Origin of the sequence: Rhodococcoides corynebacterioides NBRC 14404, from assembly GCF_001894765.1 — a bacterium.
GTDB classification, from domain to species: domain Bacteria; phylum Actinomycetota; class Actinomycetes; order Mycobacteriales; family Mycobacteriaceae; genus Rhodococcoides; species Rhodococcoides corynebacterioides.
This window is the reverse complement of sequence record NZ_BCWV01000004.1, coordinates 68,818-94,859: the sequence shown is the minus strand read 5'-3', so window position 1 is coordinate 94,859 and position 26,042 is coordinate 68,818. Positions and strand designations below refer to the sequence as shown.

25 protein-coding genes are annotated in these 26,042 nt (G+C 71.6%); 21 read left to right on the top strand and 4 right to left on the bottom strand.

The features are described 5' to 3' along the window. Positions 1-3: 3 nt before the first annotated feature. The 7 genes from RC2_RS09760 to RC2_RS09730 are packed head-to-tail and all read left to right on the top strand — an operon-like array spanning position 4 to position 8,945. The gene (locus tag RC2_RS09760) at positions 4-477 is read left to right on the top strand and encodes a GNAT family N-acetyltransferase (protein WP_174552319.1); all 474 of its coding nucleotides are present in this window, start codon (positions 4-6) and stop codon (positions 475-477) included. Continuing rightward, complete coding sequence (locus RC2_RS09755; RefSeq protein ID WP_072681357.1) at positions 462-2,378, top strand: VWA domain-containing protein; 1,917 nt, start codon at positions 462-464, stop codon at positions 2,376-2,378. The genes RC2_RS09760 and RC2_RS09755 overlap by 16 nt, the downstream gene beginning before the upstream one ends. 13 nt (positions 2,379-2,391) lie before the next feature. Continuing rightward, positions 2,392-3,012 carry a cob(I)yrinic acid a,c-diamide adenosyltransferase gene (cobO, locus tag RC2_RS09750; RefSeq protein ID WP_068151400.1) on the top strand — a complete coding sequence of 207 codons (621 nt, stop codon included), beginning with the start codon at positions 2,392-2,394 and terminating at the stop codon, positions 3,010-3,012. Next, positions 3,009-4,409, top strand: a complete 1,401-nt coding sequence (locus tag RC2_RS09745) for a cobyrinic acid a,c-diamide synthase CobB (RefSeq protein ID WP_068151403.1) — start codon at positions 3,009-3,011, stop codon at positions 4,407-4,409. The genes cobO and RC2_RS09745 overlap by 4 nt, the downstream gene beginning before the upstream one ends. 59 nt (positions 4,410-4,468) lie before the next feature. Beyond that, positions 4,469-6,163 (top strand): DUF7800 domain-containing protein, encoded by a 1,695-nt coding sequence (locus RC2_RS09740; RefSeq protein WP_068151406.1) that lies wholly within the window; start codon positions 4,469-4,471, stop codon positions 6,161-6,163. A 50-nt stretch (positions 6,164-6,213) separates the two neighbouring features. Then, the gene (gene cobA, locus RC2_RS09735) at positions 6,214-7,449 is read left to right on the top strand and encodes a uroporphyrinogen-III C-methyltransferase (RefSeq protein WP_068151409.1); all 1,236 of its coding nucleotides are present in this window, start codon (positions 6,214-6,216) and stop codon (positions 7,447-7,449) included. Between the two features lie 11 nt (positions 7,450-7,460). Then, positions 7,461-8,945: an MFS transporter gene (locus RC2_RS09730; RefSeq protein WP_068151412.1), complete on the top strand. Its 1,485-nt coding sequence runs from the start codon at positions 7,461-7,463 to the stop codon at positions 8,943-8,945. A gap of 92 nt (positions 8,946-9,037) precedes the next feature. On the opposite strand, the gene yaaA is transcribed toward RC2_RS09730, so the two are convergent. Beyond that, positions 9,038-9,775, bottom strand: a complete 738-nt coding sequence (gene yaaA, locus RC2_RS09725) for a peroxide stress protein YaaA (RefSeq protein ID WP_068151416.1) — start codon at positions 9,773-9,775, stop codon at positions 9,038-9,040. 55 nt (positions 9,776-9,830) lie between these two features. Here yaaA and RC2_RS09720 point away from each other — a divergent pair, with 55 nt between their 5' ends. Together RC2_RS09720 and RC2_RS09715 are read left to right on the top strand one after the other, a co-directional pair. Further along, on the top strand, positions 9,831-11,588 hold the full coding sequence (locus tag RC2_RS09720; protein WP_068151419.1) for a proline--tRNA ligase: 1,758 nt from the start codon (positions 9,831-9,833) through the stop codon (positions 11,586-11,588). Then, positions 11,585-12,199 (top strand): O-methyltransferase, encoded by a 615-nt coding sequence (locus RC2_RS09715; RefSeq protein WP_068151421.1) that lies wholly within the window; start codon positions 11,585-11,587, stop codon positions 12,197-12,199. The genes RC2_RS09720 and RC2_RS09715 overlap by 4 nt, the downstream gene beginning before the upstream one ends. A 3-nt stretch (positions 12,200-12,202) precedes the next feature. Here RC2_RS09715 and RC2_RS09710 read toward each other — a convergent pair whose 3' ends face one another. Both RC2_RS09710 and RC2_RS09705 read right to left on the bottom strand, forming a co-directional pair. Next, the gene (locus RC2_RS09710) at positions 12,203-12,646 is read right to left on the bottom strand and encodes a ferritin-like domain-containing protein (protein WP_068151423.1); all 444 of its coding nucleotides are present in this window, start codon (positions 12,644-12,646) and stop codon (positions 12,203-12,205) included. Positions 12,647-12,761: 115 nt separating this feature from the next. Continuing rightward, positions 12,762-13,274, bottom strand: a complete 513-nt coding sequence (locus tag RC2_RS09705) for a hypothetical protein (protein WP_245811059.1) — start codon at positions 13,272-13,274, stop codon at positions 12,762-12,764. 193 nt (positions 13,275-13,467) lie between these two features. On the opposite strand from RC2_RS09705, the gene rimP reads away from it, so the two are divergent. From rimP to truB, 11 genes are all read left to right on the top strand, one after another. Next, a complete protein-coding gene (gene rimP / locus RC2_RS09700) occupies positions 13,468-14,136 on the top strand; it encodes a ribosome maturation factor RimP (protein ID WP_068151429.1) in 669 nt (222 codons plus the stop codon). Further along, positions 14,133-15,134 (top strand): transcription termination factor NusA, encoded by a 1,002-nt coding sequence (gene nusA, locus RC2_RS09695; RefSeq protein ID WP_068151431.1) that lies wholly within the window; start codon positions 14,133-14,135, stop codon positions 15,132-15,134. The genes rimP and nusA overlap by 4 nt, the downstream gene beginning before the upstream one ends. Beyond that, a complete protein-coding gene (locus RC2_RS09690; RefSeq protein WP_308125309.1) occupies positions 15,086-15,580 on the top strand; it encodes a YlxR family protein in 495 nt (164 codons plus the stop codon). Before nusA ends, RC2_RS09690 begins: the two co-directional genes overlap by 49 nt. A 102-nt stretch (positions 15,581-15,682) precedes the next feature. Beyond that, positions 15,683-18,508 carry a translation initiation factor IF-2 gene (infB, locus tag RC2_RS09685; protein WP_068151436.1) on the top strand — a complete coding sequence of 942 codons (2,826 nt, stop codon included), beginning with the start codon at positions 15,683-15,685 and terminating at the stop codon, positions 18,506-18,508. Between the two features lie 77 nt (positions 18,509-18,585). Next, entirely contained in the window at positions 18,586-18,876 is a 291-nt protein-coding gene (locus RC2_RS09680; protein ID WP_068105508.1) for a DUF503 domain-containing protein, read from the top strand. Positions 18,877-18,894: 18 nt separating this feature from the next. After that, on the top strand, positions 18,895-19,356 hold the full coding sequence (gene rbfA, locus RC2_RS09675; RefSeq protein ID WP_068151439.1) for a 30S ribosome-binding factor RbfA: 462 nt from the start codon (positions 18,895-18,897) through the stop codon (positions 19,354-19,356). Beyond that, positions 19,353-20,318, top strand: coding sequence for a DHH family phosphoesterase (locus RC2_RS09670; RefSeq protein WP_068151441.1), 966 nt, complete (start codon positions 19,353-19,355; stop codon positions 20,316-20,318). The genes rbfA and RC2_RS09670 overlap by 4 nt, the downstream gene beginning before the upstream one ends. Beyond that, complete coding sequence (locus RC2_RS09665) at positions 20,315-21,658, top strand: MATE family efflux transporter (RefSeq protein ID WP_068151444.1); 1,344 nt, start codon at positions 20,315-20,317, stop codon at positions 21,656-21,658. Before RC2_RS09670 ends, RC2_RS09665 begins: the two co-directional genes overlap by 4 nt. A 4-nt stretch (positions 21,659-21,662) precedes the next feature. Next, the gene (locus RC2_RS09660; protein ID WP_371828706.1) at positions 21,663-22,613 is read left to right on the top strand and encodes a metallophosphoesterase family protein; all 951 of its coding nucleotides are present in this window, start codon (positions 21,663-21,665) and stop codon (positions 22,611-22,613) included. Beyond that, positions 22,610-23,287, top strand: coding sequence for a 4'-phosphopantetheinyl transferase family protein (locus RC2_RS09655; protein WP_068151447.1), 678 nt, complete (start codon positions 22,610-22,612; stop codon positions 23,285-23,287). The genes RC2_RS09660 and RC2_RS09655 overlap by 4 nt, the downstream gene beginning before the upstream one ends. Before the next feature lie 27 nt (positions 23,288-23,314). Further along, on the top strand, positions 23,315-24,232 hold the full coding sequence (truB, locus tag RC2_RS09650; protein WP_082895685.1) for a tRNA pseudouridine(55) synthase TruB: 918 nt from the start codon (positions 23,315-23,317) through the stop codon (positions 24,230-24,232). On the opposite strand, the gene RC2_RS09645 is transcribed toward truB, so the two are convergent. Further along, positions 24,229-24,918, bottom strand: a complete 690-nt coding sequence (locus RC2_RS09645) for a metal-dependent transcriptional regulator (RefSeq protein ID WP_245811058.1) — start codon at positions 24,916-24,918, stop codon at positions 24,229-24,231. The two genes, truB and RC2_RS09645, sit on opposite strands and share 4 nt — an antisense overlap. 67 nt (positions 24,919-24,985) lie before the next feature. Between RC2_RS09645 and RC2_RS09640 the strand changes: the two genes are divergently transcribed. Then, positions 24,986-25,948 carry a bifunctional riboflavin kinase/FAD synthetase gene (locus RC2_RS09640; protein ID WP_072681434.1) on the top strand — a complete coding sequence of 321 codons (963 nt, stop codon included), beginning with the start codon at positions 24,986-24,988 and terminating at the stop codon, positions 25,946-25,948. The last annotated feature ends 94 nt before the right edge of the window (positions 25,949-26,042 follow it).

Below are 26,042 nucleotides of genomic sequence, written 5' to 3'. Positions count from 1 at the left end.
ATGGTGACAGCGACTGCAGCACTCAAGCGTTCCTGGGCACAGGACCTGTCGAATCGCACCCTCTACGAGCTGCTGAAGCTGCGCGTCGAGGTGTTCGTGGTCGAGCAGGCCTGCGCCTACCCCGAGCTCGACGGCAAGGACCTGCTGTCCGACACGCGCCACTTCTGGCTCGAGCGGGACGGCGAGGTGGTCTGCACCCTCCGCCTGCTCGAGGAGCACGACGACGGCGAGAAGTCCTTCCGCATCGGCCGCCTCTGCACGCACCGCTCCTCGCGCGGTCAGGGCCACACCACTCGGCTGCTGCGTGCCGCGCTGGCCGAGGTCGGCTCGGCGCCGTGCCGCATCAACGCACAGAGCTATCTCGTGGAGATGTACGCCAAGCACGGCTTCGTCCCCGACGGCGAAGAGGTGCTCGAGGACGGCATCCCGCACACCCCGATGCGCCGCGGCGGCGGGAGCCCGTGGCAGGACAAGTGACCGTCGGCTATCCCTTCTCGGCCGTCGTCGGCCAGGACCGCCTGCTGCTCGCTCTCACGCTCTGCGCCGTGCACCCCGGCATCGGTGGGGTGGTCGTGCGCGGCGAGAAGGGCACCGCCAAGTCCACGGCCGTGCGAGCGCTCGCGGCCCTCTTGCCGCCGGTGCGCGACGACGACGGCGAGCGGCCCGCGCGCCTGGTCGAACTTCCGGTCGGCGCCACCGAGGATCGCGTCGTCGGCTCGATCGACTTCGAGCGCATCGTGCAGGACGGGACGCGCGCGTTCACACCCGGCCTGCTGGCGTCGGCGGACCGCGGGATTCTCTACGTCGACGAGGTCAACCTCCTACACGACCATCTGGTCGATCTTCTGCTCGACGCGGCGGCCATGGGTCGGGTCCACGTCGAACGTGACGGCATCTCGCGCTCCTACCCGTCTCGGTTCGTGCTGGTCGGCACCATGAATCCGGAGGAGGGCGAACTACGCCCGCAGCTGCTCGACCGGTTCGGACTGGCCGTCGATGTCGCCGCGTCGCGTGACGTCGACACCCGCATGGACGTCGTGCGCCGCCGACTGGACTTCGAGTTCGATCCCGTCGCCTTCGAAGAGCGCTACGCCGACGCCGACGCCGCCGTGGCCCAGCGCATCGCCGACGCCCGATCTCGCCTCGATTCCGTCGGGTTGCCCGACACCGAGCTGCGTCGGATCGCGGCCGTCTGCGCGGCGTTCGACGTCGACGGCATGCGCGGCGACCTCGTCGTGGCCCGCACGGCGGTCGCCCACGCGGCCTGGCGGGGCGCGGACGAGGTCACCGAGGACGACGTCCGCGTGGCCGTCGAACTCGCCCTGCCGCACCGACGTCGACGCGATCCGTTCGACGCCCCCGGACTCGACGACGGCGCCGTCGACGACGCCATGGACAAGGCGGCGGAATCCGTCGCCGAGCACGAGCCGGACCCGGAGCCCGATCCCGACGGCGACGGACCCGACGGGGGCGGCGCGCCCGACCCGACGGTCCCGCCGGACGCGACGGATCCGCCGTCCGCGGCGCCCGAGCAGTCCGACGAGTCGTCGGATCGCCGCGCCCCGAGCGGAACCGACCCGGCGTCGATCGGTGCGAGTTTCGACACCCGGCTGCTGCAGATCGACGGGGTGGGCGAGGGATCGCCGGGACGGCGATCGCGGGCGCGCACCACGAGCGGGCGCACCGTGCGTGCCACCGACTTCGCCGGTGGCAGTCTGCATCTGGTGGGCACGCTGCTGCGGGCGGCCGAGCGTCGTGACCCCGCGGCGTCGGGCCGGTTGTCGATCGCGGGCGCGGACCTGCGGGGCGCCGAGCGCGAGGGCCGCGAGGGCAACACCATCGTGTTCGTCGTCGACGCCTCCGGGTCCATGGCGGCACGGGATCGGCTCGAGGCCGTGACCGGAGCCGTCGTCTCCCTGCTGCGCGACGCCTACCAGCGCCGCGATCGGGTCGCCGTCGTGTCCGTGCGCGGCACCGACGCCGAGATCCTGGTGCCGCCCACGCGCTCGGTGGACGTCGCCGTCACCCGGCTGCGGCACGCGCGGACCGGCGGGCGCACGCCGCTGGCCTCCGGCTTCCTCACCGCGCGCGACGTCGTGGCGCGGGAGCGGGTGCGCGAGCCCGGCCGTCGGGCTCTCGTCGTCACCGTCACCGACGGCCGCGCCACCGGTGGACCCGACCCCGTCGACCGGGCTCGACGCGCCGCCGCGGCACTGGCCTCGGACTCGGTGGCGTCCGTCGTGGTCGACTGCGAGACCGGCATGGTGCGACTCGGTCTGGCCCGCGACCTGGCGCGTGCGCTGCGCGGGACGCACGTCACCCTGCCCGAACTGTCCTCGGCGAGTGTGGCGGGCGTCGTCCGCGCCGCCGCGGCCTGACGAGAGAAGTCCTGTGCCTCGAGGTGTTCCGCTGCCCGGCAGCGTTCCCGACGACGGTCTGACCACCCGGCAGCGTCGCAACCAGCCCGTGCTCGCGGTCCACACCGGCGCCGGCAAGGGCAAGTCGACCGCGGCGTTCGGGATGGCGTTGCGGGCGTGGAACCAGGGTTTCGACGTGGCGGTGTTCCAGTTCGTCAAGAGCGCGAAGTGGAAGGTCGGCGAGGAGTCGGTCTTCCGGACCCTCGGCGACCTGCACACCGAGACGGGCGTGGGCGGCGCGGTCGAGTGGCACAAGATGGGGTCCGGCTGGTCCTGGTCGCGCAAGCAGGGCAACGAGGTGGACCACGCCGAGGACGCGCGGGAGGGATGGCGTGAGATCGCGTCGCGGATCGCGGCGGAACGGCACCGGTTCTACGTCCTCGACGAGTTCACCTACCCGCTGCACTGGGGGTGGATCGACGTCGACGAGGTGGTCGAGACGCTCACCTCACGGCCGGGCGCCCAGCACGTCGTGATCACCGGCCGCAACGCGCCGCCCGCACTGATGGACGCCGCCGATCTGGTGACCGAGATGGCGAAGGTCAAGCACCCCATGGACGCCGGTCGCAAGGGCCAGCGCGGGATCGAGTGGTGACCGACTCCCTCGCGGCCGTCGTGGTGGCCGCCCCGTCCTCGGGCAGCGGCAAGACGACGATCGCCACCGGCATCATGGGCGCGCTCAGCGCGGCCGGGCATCGAGTCGCACCGTTCAAGGTGGGCCCCGACTACATCGACCCGGGCTACCACGCGGTGGCGGCCGGGCGCCCCGGGCGCAATCTCGACGCGGTGATGGTCGGCTCCGACGCCCTGGTGCCGATGGTGCGGTGGGGGGCGCGGGACTGCGACCTCGCGGTGGTCGAGGGCGTGATGGGACTGTTCGACGGACGGATCCCGCCCGACGACACCGACCCCGTCGGTCCGGCCGCGGAGGGGTCCACCGCGGCGGTGGCGACGACGATCGGGGCGCCGGTCATCCTCGTGATCGACGCCCGCGGCCAGAGTCAGAGCGTCGGTGCGGTGGTCCACGGCTTCGCGACCCACGACCCCCGCGTCCGTCTCGGCGGGGTGATCCTCAACAAGGTCGGCAGTGCGCGCCACGAGGCGGTCCTGCGGCAATCCTGCGAGCGGGTCGGGGTGCCCGTGCTGGGCGCGATTCCGCGGTCCGGCGCCCTCGACGTCCCGTCACGCCACCTCGGCCTGGTCACCGCCGCCGAGCACGGGATTGCAGCGGTGGCCGCGGTCGACGCGATGGCGGCGCTGGTGGCCCGACACGTCGACCTCGAGGCGGTGGTCCGACTCGCGCGCACCGCGTCCGTGCCGGAGTCGACGCCCTGGTCGCCCGACGCGGCCGTCGGCGAGATCCCGCCCGGTTCGCGTCCGGTGATCGCGGTGGCCGGCGGTCCCGCGTTCACCTTCGGCTACACCGAGCACGAGGAGGTTCTCGTCGCTGCGGGGGCCGACGTGGTGACGATCGATCCGCGCCACGACCGACTGCCCGACGATGTCGCCGGTCTGGTGGTGCCGGGTGGCTTCCCCGAACTGCACGCGGAGGAACTCGCGGCGAACGACGGGTTGTCGGCGGACGTCCGCGCCCTCGCCGACCGGGGCGCGCCCATCCACGGCGAGTGCGCCGGGCTGCTCTACCTCGCCGCCGCGCTGGACGGCCACGCGATGGCCGGGGTCCTCGACCTCGACGCGGAATTCGGGTCGGGTCTGACTCTCGGCTACCGCGACGCCGTCGCGCTGACCGACTCCGTCCTCTTCGACGCCGGGACCAGGGTGACCGGGCACGAATTCCATCGCACCCGCGTCGTGCGCGCAGGGGACCACGCCCCGGCGTGGGGGTGGCGACGGGACGGCGTGACGGTGCGCGAGGGTGCGGTCAGCGCCTCGGGACGCGTGCATGCGTCCTACCTGCACACCCATCCCGTGGCGACGGCGACGGCGCTGACGCGCTTCGTCGCGGCCTGTCGGTCCGTCCGCTTCGGGTAGATCCGTCCGTTTTCGCGCGCTCGCCCGCCGTCGCCGCCGGAAGTGGCACTCTGGACGGAATGACGGACATCGACGGCCGACTTCTCCTCGGCCCCCTGGTGCGCTACGTCGACTGCGACCGCGCCACGTTCTGGGTCGAGACCGACCGCGCCTGCACGGTGGCGGTGCAGACGCGAGCCGACTCGGGGGAGACGCGGCGCGTCGAGGAACCCACCTGGGGCCTCCACGGCCACCACTACGCTCTCGTCGCCGTGGAAGGCCTGCCGCCGGACACCGTCGTCGACTACACGGTCTCGATCGACGGAGCCGAGGTGTGGCCGGCGGCCGGGCGTCGCGCCGTCGTGCACACCCAGCGTGCCGACGGCCCGATCACCGTGGCCTTCGGATCCTGCCGCCGCGGCGACACGTACAGCGACGAGGCGTTGACACGCATCGGCGCGGACGCCCTCGTGGGGATGGCCGATCGGGTGCGCGACCAGGACTCTTCCCTGTGGCCGGACCTGCTCGTCTTCCTCGGCGACCAGGTGTACGCCGACGATCCGTCGCCGGAGATCGTGGATCGGCTCCACGCCCGCCGCGCTGCGGGCGAGCGCGCGGCGGGCGCACGGTCCGAGGACGTCGAGGACGAGATCTGCGACTTCGAGGAGTACACCTGGCTCTACCAGGAGTCGTGGGGCGACATCCGCGTCCGCGAGCTCCTCGCCACGGTGCCGACGTGCATGATCCTCGACGATCACGACCTCCGGGACGACTGGAACTCCTCCGCCGACTGGCGCGCGGAGGTCACCCGGGCGCCGTGGTGGCAGGACCGTGTGATCGGCGCGTTCTCGTCCTACTGGGTCTACCAGCACCTGGGCAACCTGTCCCCGCAGGAACTGGAAGAGGACGAGATGTACGCCGCGATGCGGTCGGCGACCTCGGATGCCGAGCGGGAGAAGCTGCTCGCGGAGTTCGCGCTACGAGCCGACAGCGAGCCGTCGTCGGCGCGGTGGAGCTACCACCGCGACATCGGCAACACCCGCCTGATCATGATCGACTCACGCTGCTCGCGGGACCTGACGCCGGAGCGGCGCGCGCTGGTCGACGACACCGAGTGGGCCTGGGTGCGCGAGAAGGCGCTCACCGCCGAGACCGAGCACGTGCTGCTCGGCTCGTCGCTGCCGTTCCTCATGCTTCCGGGTCTGCACAACATCGAGCAGTGGAACGAGGCGGTCGCGCAGGGCGCGTGGGGTCGTCGCGCGGCGACGGTGGGGGAGAAGCTGCGGATCGCGCTCGACCTCGAACACTGGGCGGCGTTCGGCAAGTCCTTCGCGGACATGGTCGACCTGGTGGACGAGGTGGTCACCGGACCGCAGGCGCCGCGCTCTCTGGTGTGGCTGTCGGGCGACGTGCACTGCTCCTACGTCGCGCGCGCGGAGACCCGAGTGCCGACGTCGACCGCGCTGTATCAACTGACGATGTCGCCGTTCCGGAATCCGCTGGACCTCCCCATCCGGGCCGTGAACCGGCTGGCCATCCGCCGACCCGTGGCGCGGGTGCTCGAACGGCTCGCGCGCCGCGCGAAGGTGGAACCGGTCCACGCGCGCTGGGAGACCGAAGCCGGTCCCTGGTTCGACAACGGCGTGATGTCGCTCACCACCGATTCGCAGGCGCTGCATCTGCGTGTCGACCACGCGGCGGTCGCCGACGGGCGGCAGACGCTGCGCACCACCGCGGAATACGACCTCACGCCGTCGGGCGCGCGCCGCCGCTGAGCCCGTCGGCGGTCGGCCGGTCACCGGCGGCTGCAGTAGGGTTCCGCGACGTGGATGCGACCGATTCCCCCTACTTGGTGGGGCTGAACCTGGCCGGTCGCCGCGTGGTGGTCGTCGGTGGCGGCAGCGTCGCCCAGCGCCGCCTGCCGTTGCTGATCTCGTGCGGCGCCCGGGTGACGGTGATCGCGCGGGAGGCGACTCCGGCCGTCGACGCCCTCGCCGACTTCGGGCAGATCGAGCTGGAGGTGCGCGACTACCGCGACGGCGACCTCGCCGGCGCCTGGTACGCCATCGCCTGCACCGACGAGGCCGACACGAACGCCGCCATCGTGGCGGAGGCCGAGCGGGACCGGATCTTCTGCGTCCGCGCGGACGTCGCGCGCGACGGCACCGCCGTCACGCCCGCCAGCGCGGAGTACGACGGTCTCACCGTGGGGGTGCTCGCCGGCGGCGAGCACCGACGGTCGGCCGCGGTCCGCAACGCCCTGCTCGACGGACTGCAGTCCGGCGCGATCGCCGACGCAGCGGAGCCCGAGGTCGCCGGAGTCGCGCTCGTCGGCGGCGGTCCGGGGGACCCGGACCTGATCACGGTGCGCGGACGACGGCTCCTGGCCCGCGCCGACGTCGTGGTCGCGGACCGGCTCGCTCCGCCCGAGTTGCTCGCCGAACTCGGTCCGCACGTGCAGGTGATCGACGCCTCGAAGATCCCGTACGGGCGCTTCATGGCGCAGGAGGCGATCAACGACGCCCTGATCACCCACGCCAAGGCCGGCAAGTTCGTCGTGCGTCTCAAGGGCGGCGATCCGTACGTGTTCGGGCGGGGGTACGAGGAGCTCGAGGCGTGCACCGCGGCCGGCGTGCCCGTCACCGTCGTTCCCGGCATCACCAGTGCCATCTCGGTGCCGTCGGCCGCCGGAGTGCCCGTGACCCACCGCGGTGTCACCCACGAGTTCGTCGTCGTCAGCGGGCACCTGCGCCCCGACCACCCCGAGTCGCTGATCGACTGGCCCGCGCTCGCTCGGCTGCGTGGCACCCTGGTCCTGCTCATGGCCGTGGAGCGGATCGACGCGTTCGCCGCGGTCCTGACCGCTCACGGCCGACCCGCCGACACCCCGGTCGTCGCGATCCAGGAGGGCACCACGCGGTCGCAGCGGGTGGTGCACGCCGACCTCGCCACGATCGCCGACCGGGTCCGTGAGGAGAACATCCGGCCCCCGGCGATCATCGTCGTCGGACCCGTTGCGGGTTTTCCGGCGCGGATCGGGGATCTCGTTCCCGGGCAGTAGAGTGGCCGACCATGTCCGCCTCCCAGCACGTCGCGCCCGTCAGTTATCCGGTGACGACCCGCGCGTTCGGACTGGCCATCGTCGCCCTCGGCGGCATGCAGTTGATGGCCGTGTTGGACGGCACCGTCATCAATCTCGCCCTCGCGCCGCTGCAGGCGGAACTGAACCTCTCGGACGCCGGACGCAACTGGGTGGTGTCGTCCTACGTGCTGGCCTTCGGCGGCCTCATGCTCCTCGGTGGGCGGATGGGCGACTCCTTCGGCCGTAAGCGGATGTTCCTCACGGGCGTCGCGCTGTTCACGGTGGCGTCCGCCGTGTGCGGCCTGGCCCAGAACGAGGCGATGCTGGTCGGCGCACGCATCGTGCAGGGCGCCGGTGCGGCCGTCGCTTCACCCACGGCGTTCGCCCTGGTGGCGACGACGTTCGCGCCCGGCCCGGTCCGCAATCAGGCGATCGCGATCTACGCGGCCATGACCGGGGTGGGGTCCTTCTCCGGGCTCATCATCGGCGGTGCGCTCACCGAGGTGTCCTGGCGCTGGATCTTCCTCATCAACGTGCCGATCGGACTGGCCATCCTCGTCGTCGGCGCGCGAGCACTCGTGGAGACGGCGGCGGCGCGTACCGCGCTCGACGTCCCCGGAGCGATCCTCGCCACCCTCGGCTCGACGGCCGTGGTGTTCGGCATCGTCGAGGGGCCCGAGCGCGGTTGGACCGACGCCGTCACCGTGGCGTCCGTCCTGGTCGGACTCGCCCTCCTCGGCGCGTTCCTCGTGGTGGAACGTCGCGCGAGCAACCCCCTGCTGCCGTTCGAGTTGTTCCGCGATCGCGACCGGGTCGCGACGTTCGCGGCCATCTTCTTCTCCGGCGGCGCCCTGTTCGCGATGACCGTGATCGTGGCGGTGTTCGTGCAGGACGTCCTCGGCTACAGCCCGCTGCACGCGGGCATCTCGTTCATCCCCTTCGGCGGCGGAATGGCGCTGGCCGCGATCACGTCCTCGTGGCTCGCGCCGCGCGTCGCGCCGCGATGGATCGTGTTCACCGGCGCGGTGCTGACCGTCGGTTACCTGATCTTCGCGTCCCGCATCGACGTCGACGCGTCGTACTGGTCCGATCTCTTCCTGCCGATCGGCGGCATCGGTTTCGGCGTCGGCCTGGCGGTCATCGCCCTGCCGCTCTGCGCGATCGCCCAGGTGCGGGCGGAGAACATCGGACCGCTGACGGCGATCTCGCTGGTGGCGCAGAACCTCGGTGGGCCGCTCGGTCTGGCGGTGGTCAGCGCGATGGCGGCGGCGAAGACGCTCTCCCTCGGCGGCGTCACGGGGTCGGCGGTGTCGATGACCGACGAGCAGGTGCGGGTGCTGGGCGAGGGGTACACCTTCGGACTGCTCGGCTGCGCGGGATTGGCCGCCATCGCGGCCGTGTCGGCCCTGTTCATCCGGTACAGCGCGGCGGACGTGGCGTCCGCCAAGGCTGCACAGGAAGCCGCTCGCGGCTGACGCGTGTCACAGGAAGCCGCTCGCGGCTGACGCGTGTCACAGGAAGCCGCTCGCGGCTGAGGCGTACCCGGCGCAGGCCGTCCGCGGCCGAGTCAGGTCACGACGGTCAGCAGGGTCGGCGAGGTGACCTCCACGCGCAGCCCGGCGGCGCGCGCCACGCGAGCGAGCCCCCGCACGTCGGTCGGTTCGGCGCGGGTGGTGGTCAGTGCCCGGGCGAGCAGGCCCTTGTGGTGCTTGTTGAAGTGGCTGACCACGCTGCGACTGCCGTCCGGCTTCTCGGTGACGACGGTGGCGGTCACGGCCCCGGGGACGGGGCCGAGGTCCTGGTAGACGCCGGACCGCAGGTCGACCACCACTCCCTGCGCGGCGCCGGCGAGCGCGTCGCCCAGGTGCGGCTTCCAGTGCGAGCGAAGCGTGCCGAGACCCGGCAGGGTGGTGCCGCCGGACAGGCGGTACCAGGGCACGGGGTCGGTCGCGCGAACGGCGCCGAAGAGGGCGGATCCGATCCAGAGCCGGTCGGCCGCGCGGGCCCGCCCGGCGCGGGTGAGCGACGGTGCGTCGAACGCGTCGTAGAGCACGCCGGTGTAGCGCTCGAGTGCCGGCGCGGTCGGCGAGGTGCGGATCTCGGCGTTGCGGACGGCGTCCGCGCTCTGCGTGGAGCCGAGGCCCAGCACGCGGGGGGCGTCGGGATCGTCGGCCAGCCCGACGAGGGCATCGACGACGGCCTCCCGCGCGGGAGTCAGGCCCGGCAGCGCGAGGGCGGCGAGGTCGAGGGCGCCGCCGGTGCCGCCGTCGGACTTCGTCTCGGACGGGGGCAGCAGGATCAGCACGGTCGGCAACCCTACCGAGCGGGATAGCTGCCTCCACCCACTAGGCTCGTCGGCTGTGATCACCCGTCTGTCCCATCTGTTCCTGCGCACCCTCCGTGACGATCCGGCGGACGCGGAGGTGCCCAGCCACAAGCTGCTCGTGCGCGCCGGTTACGTCCGCCGTGTGGCTCCGGGTGTCTACTCCTGGCTGCCGCTCGGGCTGACCGTGCTGCGCCGGGTGGAGCAGGTGGTGCGCGAGGAGATGAACGCCATCGGCGCGCAGGAGATCTCACTGCCGGCGCTGTTGCCGCGCGAGCCCTACGAGGTGACGAATCGGTGGACCGAGTACGGGGACGGATTGTTCCGGCTGAAGGACCGCAAGGGTGCCGACATGCTGCTCGGCCCCACCCACGAGGAACTGTTCGCCCTGACGGTCAAGGGCGAGTACTCGTCGTACAAGGACCTGCCGGTCACGCTCTACCAGATCCAGACGAAGTACCGCGACGAGGAGCGTCCGCGCGCCGGGATCCTGCGCGGCCGCGAGTTCGTCATGAAGGACTCCTACTCGTTCGATCTCGACGAGGCCGGCGCGACGGCGTCGTACCACGCTCACCGCGAGGCCTACCAGCGCATCTTCGACCGGCTCGGCATCTCGTACGTCGTCGTCGCTGCGACGTCGGGCGCCATGGGCGGCAGCGCGTCCGAGGAGTTCCTGGCCGAGTCCGACATCGGTGAGGACACGTTCGTCCGCAGCCCGGAGAGCGGATACGCCGCCAACGTCGAGGCCGTCGTGACCCCGGCGCCGCCGTCGCGATCGACCGAGGGTCTTCCCGAGGCCGTGGTCCACGAGACGGGGTCCACCCCGACCATCGCGACGCTGGTCGACTGGGCCAACGGCGCCGACCTCGGGCGGACGGTCACGGCGGCGGACACCCTGAAGAACGTCCTGGTCAAGACGCGCATCCCCGGCGGTGAGTGGGAACTGCTGGCCATCGGCGTGCCCGGCGATCGCGAGGTGGACACCAAGCGCCTCGAGGCGTCGTTGGCGCCCGCGGAGTTCGAGTTGCTGGGGGATGCCGATTTCGCCGCTCACCCTTTCCTGGTGCGCGGGTACATCGGCCCGAAGGCGTTGCTGGAGAACGGTGTCCGCTACCTCGTCGACCCGCGGGTCGTCACCGGTACCGCCTGGATCACGGGGGCGGACGAGCAGGGCAAGCACGTGGTCGACCTCGTGGTCGGCCGTGACTTCACGCCCGACGGCACCATCGAGGCCGCCGAGGTCCGGGACGGCGATCTCGCTCCCGACGGTCGCGGCACCCTGGTCTCCGCCCGCGGCATCGAGATCGGGCACATCTTCCAGCTCGGCACCAAGTACACCGACGCCTTCGCCGTCGACGTCCTGGGCGAGAACGGCAAGCCGGTTCGCCTGATCCAGGGGTCCTACGGCGTCGGCGTCTCCCGCCTGGTCGCGGTGATCGCCGAGCAGATGCACGACGACAAGGGTCTGCGGTGGCCGGCCTCGGTGAGTCCCGCGGACGTGCACGTCGTCATCGCCAACAAGGACGACGGTGCGCGGGCCGGCGCGGAATCGCTCGCCGCCGACCTGGACGCCCGCGGGCTCGACGTGCTGCTCGACGACCGGCCGAAGGTCTCGCCGGGCGTCAAGTTCAAGGACTCCGAGCTGATCGGCGTGCCGCTCACCCTCGTGGTCGGACGTGGCTGGGCCGACGGCACCGTGGAGCTCAAGAACCGGTTCGACGGATCCACGCGGGAGGTCGCGGCCGACGACGCCGTGGGCGAGATTCTCACTGCGACCGGACGCGGCATCCGGTGACGGGTCCGGGGCCGATCGAGGCCACCGAGACCAGGCTGGCCGGCACCTTCGACGAGCGGTCGGCCGGTGACAAGCTCGCGTCGGTGATGGCTCGCACCGTCGGCGCGAAGCGGGTCCTCATCGTCGATCCGCTCGACGGCGAATCCACCGCGCACGCCGTGCGCGCCGTGGGGCCGCGAGGGCGGGTGGTCACCCTGGTGGCCACCGAGGCCGCCGCGGACACGGTGCGGTCGTCGCTGGACGACGAGCTCGCGTCGCGGGTGGACCTGATGGTCGGCGAACCGCTGACCACCCTCGCCCGGATTCGAGCCGACGACGACTCGCTCTTCGGGGTCATCGACCTCCACCTCCGGCGCATCGCGCGGGACGGCCCCGTCGACGCGGGGGCCCAGTACGTGGAGTGGTCGCTGGTGCTCGGTCGTCCCGGCACGGTGATCATCGCGGACGGTGTGGTCGGTGACGGCGCCGTCGACACGGACGGACCGGCGGGGGACACCCTGCGCGCCATGCTGAACCTGGTGGCGGCGCACCCACGACTGGACGGCACCGCGGTGCAGACGGTCGGGGTGCACGGACGCGACGGGCTGCTGCTCGCCGTCGTCACGGACTGATCGTCAGGCCGGTGTGCCGGGGAACGCGACCGTCGACGGGAAGATGCCGAGAATGGCCCGCCAGGACGCGGCCCGACGTGCGGCATCGGTGAGGGCGACGACGGCGGCTTCCCGGGTGGGCGCGGACCGCGCCCGTTCGATCACCGAGCGCCATGCGACGGCGGTGTCCTCCTCGACCTGCTGCGCCAGACGCGCGGCGGCGACGGCGTCGGTGACGGGGAACGGCACGGTGTAGCCGGCGGCGGCGGGCGGTGCCTCGACGTCGGCGGCGGTCAGGGCGTCGATCGTCGCGTCCCGGCGGGCACGGTGGTCGGCGGCGTACTGCGCGACGAGCGGGTCGCGGGTGGGGTTGGAGAACGCCGCCACGACGCCGTAGGCGAAGACGGCCGCGTGTTCGGCGGCCAGGGCGTCCACCAGGGCCTGCTGTTCGGATCCGAGATCGGTCACGAGGTCGCCTTTCGGGGGTCGCGGGCCGTGCTCACGCGTGGATCGCTGCCGCTCACGCCTGGATCGCTGCCGCTCACGCCTGGATCGCTGCCGCTCACGCCTGGATCGCTGCCGCTCACGCTTGTATCGCTGCCGCGACGAGGGTGCAGGACGCGCTGATCGACCCGAGCAGCCCGCCGCGGTAACCCTGCGTCGACCGCGCCAGGGTCGCCGCACGCTGGGCGGACTCGGTCAGATCGTCGCGCAGTTGCGCGGGCGTGGGGATGTCGCTCGGCTGGACCGAGGCGGTGGTCGTCGGTGTCGTGGTGGCGGTGACGGGGGTGACGCGGACGATCTCGGCGTCGAGAGCGTCGGCGTGCGCGGTGCGCTGATCCGCGACGACGGTCATGGTGTCCACCAGGTCCGGGCGATCGGCCAGCACGGCCCGTGCGGCGGCGGCGTCGGCACGCGCGCGCCGCGCCTCGGCCAGCAGGGGGTCGGGTTCGACCGGGGACGCCTCGTCCGCGCCGCTGCACGCCGTCGCTCCGGCCAGCATCGCCGCGGCGCCCAGCGTTGCCGACGCACGCAGAACCGAGCGGCGCGAGACGGCCGGGGTGCGGGGGCGGGAAGTGCGGTCGACGGGGAACACGTCGCACATCGTGCCAGAGGCGCGGGCGTCGGCGGAGTGCCAGAGGCGCGGGCATCGGCAGAGTGCCAGAGGCGCGGGCCCGGACACGTCGTCGTCGCCCGCGCCGACACGCGGTATCGTGGTCACCTGCCGTGACACGGGTCGACGCCGATCCGTGTGAACACCCACAACTTCACGAGGAGTCCTGCGCGCGATGCCGGTGCCGTCCAGAGACAGGGTCGTCGAGCTGATCTCCGCTCACGCCGCGAACCCCGGGTTCGCCGAGGGAGAGTTCGACGTCGAGGAGGTCTCGGTGTCCAAGGCGGGCAGCCGCAGCGTCGTGAAGGTCGTGGTGGACCGTGACGCCGGGTTCGAACTCGACGTTCTCGCGGCGATCAGCCGCCAGATCTCCGGAATGCTCGACGCCGCGACCGAGTTCGGCGACAGTCCGTACACACTCGAGGTGACCACTCCCGGCGTCGACCGTCCGCTGACCGAGCCGCGCCACTGGCGCCGGGCGCGCGGGCGTGCGGTCACCGTGACGATCGGTGACGAGGCCGTCGACGGGCGGGTCGGGGAGAGTCGCCCCGAGGTCGGCGAGATCGACCTGGTGATCAAGTCGCGGTCCGGCCCGCAGGTGCGCACGATCCGCTCGGCCGACATCCGCTCCGCGGTGGTGCGCGTCGAGTTCTCTCCGCCGAATCCGGCGGAGCTCGCGCTCGCCGGTGGCGTCGCCCCCGGCCGCTACGACCCGCTCGATCCTCCGGACGAGCCGACGGATCTCGACGTCGACGACGATGCCGACTCCGACTCCGGCGCCGACTTCGACGACGCCGCGTCCGACTTCCCCACCGACCAGTCCAGCGAAAGCCGACACCAGTGAACATCGACATGACGGCCCTCCGCGCGATCGAGGCGGACAAGGGCATCACCACCGAGGCGGTCATCGAGACGCTGCAGACCGCTCTGCTGACCGCCTACAAGCACACCGCCGGGCACCGCTCCGACGCGCGGATCGACGTCGACCGTCGGACCGGGCAGGTACGGGTGATGGCGCGCGAGACCGACGAGGACGGCAACCTCGTCGCGGAGTTCGACGACACGCCGGAAGGCTTCGGTCGCATCGCGGCGACCACGGCTCGTCAGGTCATCCTGCAGCGGCTGCGCGACGCCGAGAACGAGAAGTCCTTCGGCGAGTTCTCCACCCACGAGGGCGAGATCGTCGGCGGTCTGGTGCAGGCGGACGCGCGCCTGAACGCGCGCGGCACCGTCGTGGTCCGCGTGGGCAGCGACGCGGGCGGTCTCGACGCCGTGCTCCCGCCGGCCGAGCAGGTGCCGGGGGAGATCTACGAGCACGGTGATCGGATCAAGTGCTACGTGGTCGGCGTGGCGCGCGGTCAGCGTGGCCCGCAGGTGACGTTGTCGAGGACGCACCCGAACCTCGTTCGCAAGGTGTTCGCCCTGGAGGTGCCGGAGATCGCCGACGGATCCGTCGAGATCGTCTCCGTCGCGAGAGAGTCGGGCCACCGGTCGAAGATCGCCGTGCGCTCGACGGTCGCCGGCCTGAACGCAAAGGGTGCCTGCATCGGCCCTATGGGGCAGCGGGTGCGCAACGTGATGAGCGAACTCGCCGGCGAGAAGATCGACATCATCGACTACGACGACGATCCGGCGACCTTCGTCGGCAACGCCCTGTCGCCGTCGAAGGTCGTGTCGGTCACCGTGGTGGACGAGGCGGCGAGGGCGGCGCGGGTGGTCGTGCCCGACTACCAGTTGTCCCTGGCCATCGGCAAGGAGGGTCAGAACGCCCGACTCGCCGCGCGACTCACCGGGTGGCGCATCGACATCAGGAGCGACGCGGCGGTGGACAGCACCCCGTGACGGGCGGTGGGAACGGCCCGGCCACGGGCGGTGGGAATACCGACCCCGAATCCGCGTTAGACTGTGACACGGCTCGACGCACGGTGGATTCCGCTGCATCAGGCGCAGGTACGTCCGTTCCGCAGGGACCGGTCCGCACGTGCGTAGGATGCAAACGGCGTGATTCGCCGTCCGCCCTGGTTCGTATCGCAGTCGTTCTCGACGAGAACGGCGGTGCGCGGGCCGTGGTCGATCATCGTCGGAGGTTGCCCGGTCGGGGCGCGTGGTTGCATCCCGATCCGGACTGCGTCCAGCTGGCGGAGAAGCGTCGCGCTCTCGGTCGCGCGCTCCGCGTCGCCGGTCCACTGGATCGGTCCGCGATGGTCTGCGATCGGACGACGATCGACCGGCCGACCGGCCGCGGCAACTCGCCGCGCCACGAGGAGAACAGGTTCACGAATTCATGAGCACACCGTGAAGCACCGACGATGAACATCGTGTCGAGATAACCCGAGGTCGTGCGGGCGCTCCTGGTCGGAGCCGCGCTCGACCTCTCAGTGAGGAGAGCAGTGGCAGGCAAGGCCCGCGTGCACGAGCTGGCGAAAGAGCTCGGTGTCACCAGTAAGGATCTACTCGCTCGCTTGAAGGAGCAGGGCGAGTTCGTGAAGTCGGCGTCGTCCACGGTGGAAGCACCCGTGGCGCGACGTCTGCGTGAATCGTTCCCCGCCGCGAACGGTGGTGCCTCGGCGCCGGCGTCCGGCGGCAACGGAACGTCGGGCGGCGCGTCCGCCCCCAAGCCGGGTGCTCCGCGCCCCGGTCCCAAGCCGGCTCCGCAGGCTCCGGCTGCACCGGCGGCACCCACCCCGGCACCGGAGGCTCCGGCTGCGTCGGCACCCGCTCCGGCGCCGCAGGCTCCGGCCGCTCCGGCCCCGTCGGCACCGACTCCCGCTCCGCAGGCCCCGGCCGCGCCCGCCGCGCGCGCCGATGCTCCTGCGCGTCCGGCCGCTCCGGGCCCGAAGCCGGGTCCGAAGGCGCCGCGTGTCGGCAACAACCCCTACTCCTCCGCTCCGACCGAGCGTCCGGCACCGCGTCCGGCTCCCGGCCAGGGTGGTCCGCGCCCCGGTGCTCCGCGTCCGGCCCCCGGCCAGGGCGGTCCCCGTCCCGCCGGCGGCGCGGCTCCGCAGGGTGGTGCCGGGCGTCCCCCGGCCGGTCAGGGTGGCCCCCGTCCCGGTGGTCCGCGGCCGAACCCCGGTTCGATGCCGCCCCGCCCGAACCCGGGTGCCATGCCGTCTCGCGCCGCGCGTCCGGCCCCCGGCGCCGGTCGTCCGGGTCGTCCCGGCGCGCCCGGTGGTCGTCCCGGCGGCGGCGGTGGTTACCGCGGTGGCGGCGCTCCCGGTGCTCCCGGTGCCGGTGCTCCCGCGGCCGGTGGTTTCCGCGGCCGTCCCGGCGGCGGTGGCCGCCCGGGTCAGCGCGGTGCCGCGGCCGGCGCGTTCGGTCGCCCCGGCGGCGCTCCGCGTCGTGGACGCAAGTCGAAGCGGGCGAAGCGCGCCGAATACGAATCGATGCAGGCGCCGGCAGTCGGCGGCGTGCGGTTGCCGCGTGGCAACGGTGAGACCATCCGGCTCGCCCGCGGCGCGTCGCTCTCGGACTTCGCGGACAAGATCGACGCGAACCCGGCCGCCCTGGTCCAGGCACTGTTCAACCTCGGCGAGATGGTGACGGCGACGCAGTCGGTCAACGACGAGACGCTCGAGCTGTTGGGCAGCGAGATGAACTACGTCGTCCAGGTCGTGAGCCCGGAGGACGAGGATCGCGAGCTGCTCGATTCCTTCGACCTCACCTACGGCGAGGACGAGGGCGGCGAGGAGGACCTCGAGTCCCGTCCGCCCGTGGTCACGGTCATGGGTCACGTCGACCACGGCAAGACCCGACTGCTGGACACGATCCGCAAGGAGAACGTCCGCGAGGGCGAGGCCGGCGGCATCACCCAGCACATCGGTGCGTACCAGGTGCTCACCGAGCTCGAGGGCAACGAGCGACTGGTCACGTTCATCGACACCCCCGGTCACGAGGCGTTCACCGCCATGCGTGCCCGTGGTGCGAAGGCCACCGACATCGCGATCCTCGTGGTCGCGGCCGACGACGGCGTCATGCCGCAGACGGTGGAGGCCATCAACCACGCGCAGGCCGCGGACGTGCCGATCGTGGTGGCGGTCAACAAGATCGACAAGGAGGGCGCGGATCCGGCCAAGATCCGTGGCCAGCTGACCGAGTACGGACTCGTGGCCGAGGAGTACGGCGGCGAGACCATGTTCGTCGACATCTCGGCGAAGCAGGGCACCAACATCGATGCGCTGCTCGAGGCCGTGCTGCTGACGGCGGATGCCTCGCTGGATCTGCGGGCCAACCCGGACATGGACGCTCAGGGTGTCGCCATCGAGGCGCACCTCGACCGCGGCCGCGGCCCGGTGGCGACCGTGCTCATCCAGCGCGGAACCCTGCGGGTCGGCGACTCGATCGTCGCCGGCGATGCGTACGGACGTGTCCGTCGCATGGTCGACGAGCACGGCGACGACGTCGTCGAGGCGCTGCCGTCGCGGCCGGTACAGGTGGTGGGCTTCACCTCCGTGCCGGGTGCCGGTGACAACCTGCTCGTGGTCGACGAGGACCGCATCGCACGCCAGATCGCGGACCGCCGCAATGCGCGCAAGCGCAACGCGATGGCCGCACGCAGCCGCAAGCGGATCAGCCTGGACGATCTCGATGCCGCGCTGAAGGAGACGTCGCAGCTCAACCTGATCCTGAAGGGCGACAACTCCGGCACGGTGGAGGCTCTGGAAGAGGCGCTGCTGCAGATCCAGATCGACGACGAGGTGGAACTGCGCGTCATCGACCGCGGTGTCGGTGGTGTCACCGAGACCAACGTCAACCTGGCGTCGGCGTCCAACGCGATCATCATCGGCTTCAACGTCCGTGCGGAGGGCAAGGCCACCGAGCTGGCCAACCGCGAGGGCGTCGACATCCGGTACTACTCGGTCATCTACCAGGCGATCGACGAGATCGAGAAGGCGCTCAAGGGCCTGCTCAAGCCGATCTACGAGGAGGTCGACCTCGGCCGGGCGGAGATCCGCGCGATGTTCCGCTCCTCGAAGGTGGGCAACATCGCCGGCTGCCTCGTCACCTCCGGTGTCGTGCGGCGCAACGCGAAGGCCCGTTTGCTGCGCGACAACGTCGTGGTGGCGGAGACGGTCACCATCTCGTCGCTGCGTCGGGAGAAGGACGACGTCGTCGAGGTGCGCGACGGGTACGAGTGCGGTCTGACGGTGACGTACTCCGACATCAAGGTCGGGGACATCATCGAGGCGTACGAGTTGCGGGAGAAGCCGCGCGACTGATCGATCGACGGACACGGGCGTGGCCCGCGGTGCACACCGCGGGCCACGCCCGTCCCGCACACACGAGGTGATGAGCGATGTTCCTGGGAGCTCTCGAGCTCGACATCCTGCTCGGCGACGTGCACTCGCTGAAGGAGAAGCGGTCGGTGATCAAGCCGGTCGTCGCCGCCCTGCAGCGCTACGGAGTGTCGGCCGCGGAGACGGGGGAGCAGGAGCGTTACCGTCGATCCATGGTGGGCGTGGCCGTCGCGACGGCCGACGTCTCGCATCTGCACCAGGTGCTCGACACCTGCGAACGGCACGTGGCCGGCCGGCCCGAGCTGCAACTACTCGCCGTCCGGCGCCGCGTGTTCGGGCCGGAGGACTGACCGAGAGGGAGACGCGTCGTGGTTGACCAAGCCCGCGCTCGAAAGTTGGCCAAACGCATCGGCGCCATCGTGGCGACGGCCATCGATCACGAGATCAAGGACCCTCGCCTCGCGTTCGTGACCGTCACCGACACCAAGGTGACCCCGGACCTGCACGACGCCACGGTGTACTACACCGTGCGCGGCGAGACCCTCGACGACGAGCCCGATTTCGCGTCGGCCGCGGCCGGTCTGGAGAAGGCGAAAGGTGCACTCCGGACGAAGGTCGGGGCGGGCACCGGAGTGCGTTTCACCCCCACGCTGACGTTCGTGGCGGACACCGTCCCGGATGCGGCGCGGCACCTCGAGGAGCTGCTCGAGCGGGCTCGCCGCATCGACAGCGACGTGGCCGCGGCCGCTGCCGGCGCCACCCCGGCGGGCGACGCCGATCCGTACAAGTCACCGCGGACCGACGACGCCTCGGCCGCCGACGAGCGGTGACCGACCTCGCGGCCGCGGACCTCCGAGCGGCCCTCGACCTGCTGGACGCCGCGTCGACGGTGACGGTGCTGTGCCACGTTCAGCCGGATGCGGACACGATCGGCAGCGGTCTCGCGCTGGCGATCGCGCTCGACCGCCGAGGAGTCTCGGTGCAGGTCGCGTTCGCGGCGCCGTCCCGGCTGCCCGATTCCATGGTGAGTCTGCCCGGAACCGAGTTCGTCACCGCGGCCGACGAGGTGCGGACCGAGGTCGACCTCGTGGTCACGGTCGACGCCGGGAGCCGTGAACGCCTCGGTGCGCTCGGTGATCGCCTCGACGGTGCGGTCTCCCTGGTGATCGACCACCACCGGTCCAACACCTTCTACGGAACCCATCATCTGGTGGATCCGTCGGCCGAGTCGACCACGGCGGTGGTGGCGGCACTGTTCGATGCGGCTGGCATCGTGATCGACCGGGATCTCGCCCACTGCCTGTACGCCGGTCTGGTCACCGACACGGGGTCCTTCCGGTGGGTCCGGCCGGGTTCGCACCTGCTCGCGGAGCGGCTGCTCGGCACCGGGATCGACGGTGCGGCCATCACGCGGTCGCTGCTCGACACCCACCCGTTCGGTTGGCTGCCGATGCTGGGTCGCGTGCTCGGCTCGGCGCGACTGCTGCCGGACGCGGCGGGCGCTCGCGGCCTGGTCTACGCGGTGGTCCGGCTCGAGGACGTCGGCGGGCTGCGATCCGAGGAGATCGAGAGCGTCGTCGACATCGTCCGCACCACGGCCGAGGCCGAGGTGGCGGCGGTGTTCAAGCAGAACGACCGCGGATGGTCGGTGTCCCTGCGCTCGAAGTCCGTGGTGGACGTCTCGGCCACCGCGACCGCGCTCGGCGGCGGTGGCCACCGATTCTCGGCGGGCTACACCGTGACGGGCGTTGTCGACGATGCCGTGGCGGCGCTCGTCGCCGCGCTGGGGTGACGCCGCCCGACGGTCGGGTCTCGGCGCGCACGCTGTTCGGGCTCGCGTTCCCCGCGCTGGGCGTTCTGGTCGCCGAGCCGCTCTATCTGCTGCTGGACACGGCGATCGTGGGTCGGTTGGGGTCCGTGCCGCTCGCCGGACTGGCCGTCGGTGGTCTCGTGCTGGCCCAGGTGAGTACGCAGCTGACCTTCCTGTCCTACGGCACCACCGCCCGCGCCGCCCGTCTGCACGGTGCCGGCCGGGACGACGATGCGAAGAACGAGGGCGTGCAGGCCACCTGGCTGGCCGTGGGCATCGGCCTCGTCCTGGTGGCGATCGTGCAGGTGCTGGCGGGACCGATCACGTCGGTCCTCGGGGGCGGCGGCGAGATCGCCGACCGCGCGGAGTCCTGGCTCCGCATCGCCGTGCTCGGGGTGCCGTGCATTCTGATCACGATGGCGGGGAACGGCTGGATGCGCGGTGTGCAGGACACCGTGCGTCCGCTGCGCTACGTCGTGCTGGGCCTCGGTCTGTCGGCGGTTCTGTGCCCGGTGCTGGTGCACGGCGTGGTCGGTCCGCCGCTGGGTCTCGAGGGGTCGGCCGTGGCCAACGTGCTGGGGCAGACCGTGTCGGCGGTGGCGTTCGTCGGGGCACTGGTGCGGGGTCCGCGCACTCGCTCTCGTCGACCCGACGTCGCGATCGTGCGCAAGCAACTGGTGCTCGGCCGGGATCTGATCCTGCGATCGATGGCATTCCAGGCGTGCTTCCTCTCGGCGGTCGCGGTGGCGTCGCGGTTCGGCGCGGGCGCGGTCGGAGCGCACCAGGTGGTCCTGCAGTTGTGGAATCTGACGGCCCTCATGCTCGACTCGCTCGCGATCGCCGCCCAGTCCTTGGTGGGGGCGGCTCTGGGTGCTGCCCGACGCGCGGCGGCAGTACGCGTCGCCCGAGACGTGACGGCGTGGTCCGTCGGCTTCGCCGTCGTGCTGGCGGGCGTGTTCGCCGGGCTCGCCGGACCGCTGCCGCGACTGTTCACCACCGACGAGTCGGTGCTGACGTCGATCGACTCCGTGTGGTGGATCTTCGTGGTGATCGTGCCCGTCGCCGGGGTGGTGTTCGCCCTCGACGGCGTGCTCCTCGGCGCGGGGGACGCGGCGTACCTGCGGACGGCGACGCTGCTGAGCGCGCTGGTCGGGTTCCTGCCGATGATCTGGCTGGCCCTGGTCCTCGACTGGGGGCTGCCGGGAATCTGGGTGGGCCTCGCCGTGTTCGTTACCCTGAGAGCCGCCGCGGTGGTCCACCGGACCCTGTCCGGTCGGTGGACGGTCACGGGGGCCGACCGTACGACGAGCGAAGGACCGTGATCAGGTGCCGCAGCAGGTGGACGACCGGACCCCGACCCTCTGGGCGGTCAGTGACATCCATGTCGGGCACCGGGGCAACCGTGAGGTCACGGAAGCCATCGTGCCCTCCTCGCCCGACGACTGGCTGATCGTCGCGGGCGACGTGTCGGAGAAGACCGACGACATCGAGTGGGCGTTGTCCCTGCTCGCGAGCCGGTTCCACACGGTGATCTGGGTGCCCGGGAATCACGAACTGTGGACCACCGTCAAGGACCCGGTGCAGATGCACGGCCAGGCCCGATACGACTACCTGGTCACGCTGTGCCGCTCGCTGGGTGTGCTGACGCCGGAGGATCCGTTTCCGCAGTGGCCCGGGCCCGACGGCCCCGTCACCCTGGTGCCGATGTTCCTGCTCTACGACTACTCGTTCCTGCCGGACGGCACGTCGACCAAGGCGGACGGGCTGGCCCTCGCCCGCGAGCGCAACGTGGTGGCGACGGACGAGTTCCTCATCACCCCGACCCCGTACGCGACGCTGGACGCGTGGTGCGCCGCGCGGCTCGACTACACCCGGGGTCGCCTCGCGGATCTGGAGCCGGGCGCGCCCACGGTCCTGATCAACCACTGGCCGCTGGTCCGGCAGCCCACCGACGTGCTGTTCTACCCGGAGTTCGCGCTGTGGTGCGGGACGACCGAGACGGCCGACTGGCATCTGCGGTATCACGCGGTGTGCTCGGTCTACGGGCACCTGCACATCCCCCGGACCACGTACTACGACGGAGTGCGCTTCGAAGAGGTGTCGGTCGGCTACCCGCGCGAATGGAAGCGGCGGGGCCTGCCGGACAACCCGCTGCGACAGATCCTGCCGGTGCCCGAGTACCCGCCGGGCAGCCTGAACAAGTGGGGCGGCCACTTCACGGTGACGCCCGAGATGGAAGCGGAAGTGGAGAAGATGACCGATCGGAGGCGGCGATGAGCGAGGCGCTCCTGAGCGCGATCCTGCCGACCGGTGTGGCCGCGGAGGAGTTGTTCGAGGACCCGCCCGGTCTGGAGCCGCACCCCCGCGAGGCCCACCTGATCGAGAAGGCCGTGGAGAAGCGCAAGCGCGAGTTCACCTCGGCCCGTCACTGCGCCCGTCTCGCCCTGGGGCGTCTCGGTCTCGACCCGGCGCCGATCCTGCGCGGGGACATGGGATCGCCGGTCTGGCCCAACGGGGTGGTAGGCAGCCTCACCCACTGTGACGGTTACCGCGCCGCCGCGGTGTCCTACGCGCTCCGCTTGCGGTCGGTGGGCATCGACGCCGAACCCCACGAGCCGCTGCCGGACGGTGTGCTCGACGCAGTGAGCATTGCCGCCGAGCGCGACGTGCTGGCCACTCGCACCGACGGCGAGGTCCACTGGGACAAGGTGCTCTTCTGCGCGAAGGAGGCGACGTACAAGGCCTGGTACCCGCTGACCGGCCGCTGGCTCGGTTTCGAGGACGCGCACATCACCTTCGAGCGTCAGGACGGCGACGGCGCGCCCACCGGGTCCTTCCGGTCCGAACTGCTGGTTCCGGGGCACACCACCACCGGTGCGCCGTTGACGGCCCTGAACGGCCGGTGGATCGTCGCGGACGGGTTGGTGCTGACCGCGGTCAGCGTGACCTGAGCATCACGTCTGGCACACTTCTCGGTCGTGCCCGACCACATTCCACCGCCATCCGGACTCGACGGTGCCGGCCTGCTCGTCGTCGACAAGGCCGGCGGCGTCACCAGTCACGACGTGGTGTCGGCCTGCCGCAAGGCGTTGCGCACCCGTCGCGTGGGGCATGCGGGGACGTTGGACCCGATGGCGACCGGAGTGCTGGTGCTCGGGGTGGAGCGCGCGACCAAGATCCTGGGTCTGCTCTCGCTCACCACGAAGGAGTACACGGCGACGATCCGTCTCGGCAGCGCCACCACCACGGACGACGCCGAGGGCGACGTCGTCTCGCGCGGGGACGTGTCCACCGTCCGCGACGACGCCGTCGACGACGCCGTGGCGGCGCTGACCGGGGACATCGAGCAGGTGCCGTCGAGCGTCAGTGCGATCAAGATCGACGGTCGTCGGGCGCACGCGCTCGTCCGCGAGGGCGAGACCGTCGTGATCCCGGCTCGGTCCGTCACCGTCTCGCGCTTCGAGATTCTGCGGTGTCGCCGGTCCGACGACGCGATCGATCTCGACGTGCACGTGGAGTGTTCGTCGGGAACGTACGTGCGGGCCCTCGCCCGTGACCTGGGTGCCGCTCTCGGTGTCGGCGGCCATCTGACGGCCTTGCGGCGCACCCGCGTCGGTCCGTTCACGCTGGAGCACGCGCGCACCCTCGACGAGGTACGCGCGGACCCGCGTGTGAGTCTCGACATCGACGCCGCGGTGGCGACGGCCTTTCCGCGTCGCGACGTCTCGGCGGCGGAGGCGGAGTCGCTCAGCCAGGGGCGGTGGCTCGATCCCGTGGGGATGGCCGGGGTCTACGCGGCGGTCGGGCCGGACGGGCGCACGGTCGCGTTGGTGCAGGAGCGTGGCAAGCGGGCCGGTTCCGTGATGGTGGTCCGCCCGGCTACCCTCGGCGGTTAGGCGCCGCGATCGGGGTCGGCGGTCATCCAGATCGCTTCCGCCGCCACGGTTCCCAGGTCGACGGTGGTGTCGCTGTCGCCGAGCGCGACCGACACCGTGCCGGCGTAGTCCCGACGCTCGACCATCGTGATCACCAGATCCAGAGTGATGCCGATGCTGTCGAAGTACCGCAGCATCTCGGGGTCCGAGTCGGAGATGCGCGCGACGTGACCCTGCCGACCCGCGGCGAACTCGGCCAGCGGCACGGCGGGCGGCGCCGGGATGGTGCCGTCCACGGTGGGAATCGGGTCGCCGTGCGGATCCCGCGACGGGTGACCGAGTTTCGCGTCGATGCGATCCACCAGGAGGTCCGAGACGGCGTGCTCGAGCACCTCCGCCTCGTCGTGGACCTCGTCCCAGCCGTAGCCCATCTCGTCGACCAGCCAGGTCTCGATGAGGCGATGCCGACGCACCATGGCGACGGCGGCGCGGCGGCCGGCCTCGGTGAGCGTGATCGCCCCGTACCGGGCGTGATCCACCAGGCCCTGGTCGGCGAGTTTGCGCACCGCCTCGGACACCGTGGACGGCGAGACGTTCAGTCGCGTCGCGAGCAGCTTCGTGCTCACCGGTTCCGCGGAGTACTCGCCGGCGGTCCAGATGGTCTTGAGATAGTCCTGCGCGACCGTGGACAGGGCGGGGGCGGACACGCGAGACAGCTTAGCGCCGGGGCCACACCGGGACGCGCTCACACGCGGGGCCGTAGGCTTGGTGCTCGTGGAGAGATGGCGTGGTCTGGAAGACGTACCGGCCGACTGGGGTCGCTGTGTTCTCACCATCGGCGTGTTCGACGGAGTGCACCGCGGCCACGCACAACTGATCGAACGTGCGGTGGAACTCGCGGCGAAGCGTGGTGTCCCGGCCGTGCTCATGACGTTCGATCCGCACCCGATGGAGGTGGTGCGCCCCGGCAGTCACCCGGCTCAACTCACCACGCTCACCCGTCGCGCGGAACTGGCCGAGGAACTCGGCATCGACGTCTTCTGCGTCATGCCGTTCACCCGCGAGTTCATGAAGGTCACGCCGGAGAGCTACATCCACGACATCCTGGTCGGCCGCCTGCACGTCGTCGACGTGGTGGTGGGGGAGAACTTCACGTTCGGCAAGAAGGCGCTCGGCACCGTCGATCTGCTCCGTGAGGCGGGCCGCAAGTTCGGCTTCGGGGTCGAGGGTCTGAGCCTGCTCGCGGGGGACGCGGTCACGTTCTCCTCCACCTACATTCGGTCGTGTGTCGACGCCGGCGACGTCGCCGCGGCCGCGGCCGCGCTCGGTCGCCCGCACCGCGTCGAGGGCGTCGTCGTGCACGGTGACGGGCGGGGTCGCACCATCGGCTATCCCACCGCCAACGTCAAACCCCCCATGCACGCGGCGATTCCGGCCGACGGCGTCTACGCGGGCTGGTTCACCGTGCTGGGAGCGGGGCCGGTGACGGGCACGGTGACCCCGGGTGAGCGGTGCCGGGCCGCGATCTCGGTCGGCACGAATCCCACCTTCTCCGGGCGCACCCGCACGGTCGAGGCGTTCGTGCTCGACGGCGACGCCGATCTGTACGGCCAGCACGTGGCCGTGGACTTCGTCGAGCGGGTTCGCGGCATGGAGACCTTCGCGTCGGTGGACGAGCTGGTCGCCCAGATGGACCGCGACGTCGTGCGCACACGAGAGGTACTCGCCGCCGGGTAGCGGCGTGGTCTCGGCCGGACGGCGGCCTGGTATTCTCGACGGCTGTTGTCTGCTGCGGTTCGCGGCGGCGGCAACACCGCGCGGTTTCCGTGCG